The following is a 1515-nucleotide window of genomic DNA, read 5'->3' as shown; positions in this document are numbered from 1 at the left end:
CCCCGGTTTTCCTTTTCAACTTTCAACTTTGGACTTTGAACTGGATCCCGCGGGCAGAGCGGCCACCGTGAGGCACCGCGCCTAACCCGAGTTGTCGCTAGTCACTAGCAGCTTGTTGCTGCTTTTAATCCCGCTCGATCAACCATTCCGCAATGCGCCCCCAGCTCTGTTTCTGTGCGGCGGCGCTGCCCAGGATACCCATATGCCCACCATCAATGGTGACAAAGGTTTTATCCTTGCTGCGAATCAGCGGTTTCATGGCCTGGCTGCATTCCGGGGTGACGATGGGATCGTTGGCACCGGTAATGTTCAGCACGTTAGCGGTGACCTGGTTCAGGTGCCCGTCAGTCCCTTCCATGGGGAGTTGGCCGTGGGCGACCACGTTGTCCGTCCACAGGTAGCGGATGATGTCCTGAATCACGCCGCCGGGGTAGGCCACCATGTCGTCCAGAAAAGCCCCGTTGGTGGCGTGGGAGGCGACGAAGTCCCGGTCATGCAGGTTCTTCATCAGGCTCCAGTAACCCTGCAGGCTGCCAATGGGGTTGGTGAGCTTGAAGGCCAGGCTGTTTACCCAGCCCGGGGAACGCAACAGGTCCGCAGGCACATCATGGATACGCAGGCCGGTGCGTTTGCGAATCCACTTGGCCCGGCGGCTCAGGGCGCGGTACTGGCCGCCCAGCGCGCCGTTGCGGTGATAATCCGTGGGCGCGCCGATCAATACCAGGTTGTTGATGTCCGGGTCGTTACCCAGGGCGGCGTAGCAGAGGCTGAACAATCCGCCGAAGCTCCAGCCGTGCAGGCTCAGTTTCTGCTCACCACTGTGCTGGCGGACCTGCACCAGCAGTTTGGGCAGATAGTCCGCAAAGTAGCTGCTCAGGCTCAGGTGGTTGTGATGGCGGCCGGGGCGGCCCCAGTCGACCATGTACAGCTCGAACCCGCGGGCGCGCAGGTAACGCACCAGACTGCGCTGGGGGAACAGATCATAGATCAGCATGTTCACTGCCAGCGGTGCCACCAGCACCAATGGCGTGCGCTGGGTGGTCTGGCTGACCGGCACTACGGTGCCGTCCGACAGGGGAATGGCGCTTTCGGTCAGCGGCGGGTAATAACGCAGTTTTACCAGACCGTCGTCGAACAGGGTCTCGTAGGGCGTCTGTTCCGCCTGGCTGAGTTGCTGGGCGTCGAAAGGCGCGCCCGGCCATTGTCCAGGCGATGCCGCCAGGGGCGGGTTCGCTTGTAAACCACCTGCTGTAGTGTGTCAGTTAGCATGAATTCCACCGGCTAAGGATCAACGGGCGGTTATTGTAGGGAAGAAGCGGGCGGGCGCAGTTGCCGTGCGGACCGCCATTGATGTCGGGGGGGATACCCGCCCCGATTTGCCGCAGTTCCGGTCATTGCGGATGAGCGGGATCTGTGCAGGGCGGGGCGTTTATATCAGTGGGTATAAGCGCCCAGTTTGCCGCGCACCCGTACCTGGCTGCCGGCTTTCAGATTATCTTCAAAGCCGGCTTTCCC

General features: G+C 61.5%; 1 protein-coding gene. It reads right to left on the bottom strand.

Annotated features, from left to right (window positions below):
* Positions 1-124: 124 nt before the first annotated feature.
* On the bottom strand, positions 125-1057 hold the full coding sequence (locus A3730_RS25690) for an alpha/beta fold hydrolase (protein WP_231884048.1): 933 nt from the start codon (positions 1055-1057) through the stop codon (positions 125-127).
* Positions 1058-1515 lie beyond the last annotated feature (458 nt).

Source organism: Alcanivorax sp. HI0044 (assembly GCF_001634945.1).
The sequence above is the reverse complement of the archived record's forward strand: the minus strand, read 5'-3'. Positions and strand labels throughout refer to the sequence as shown.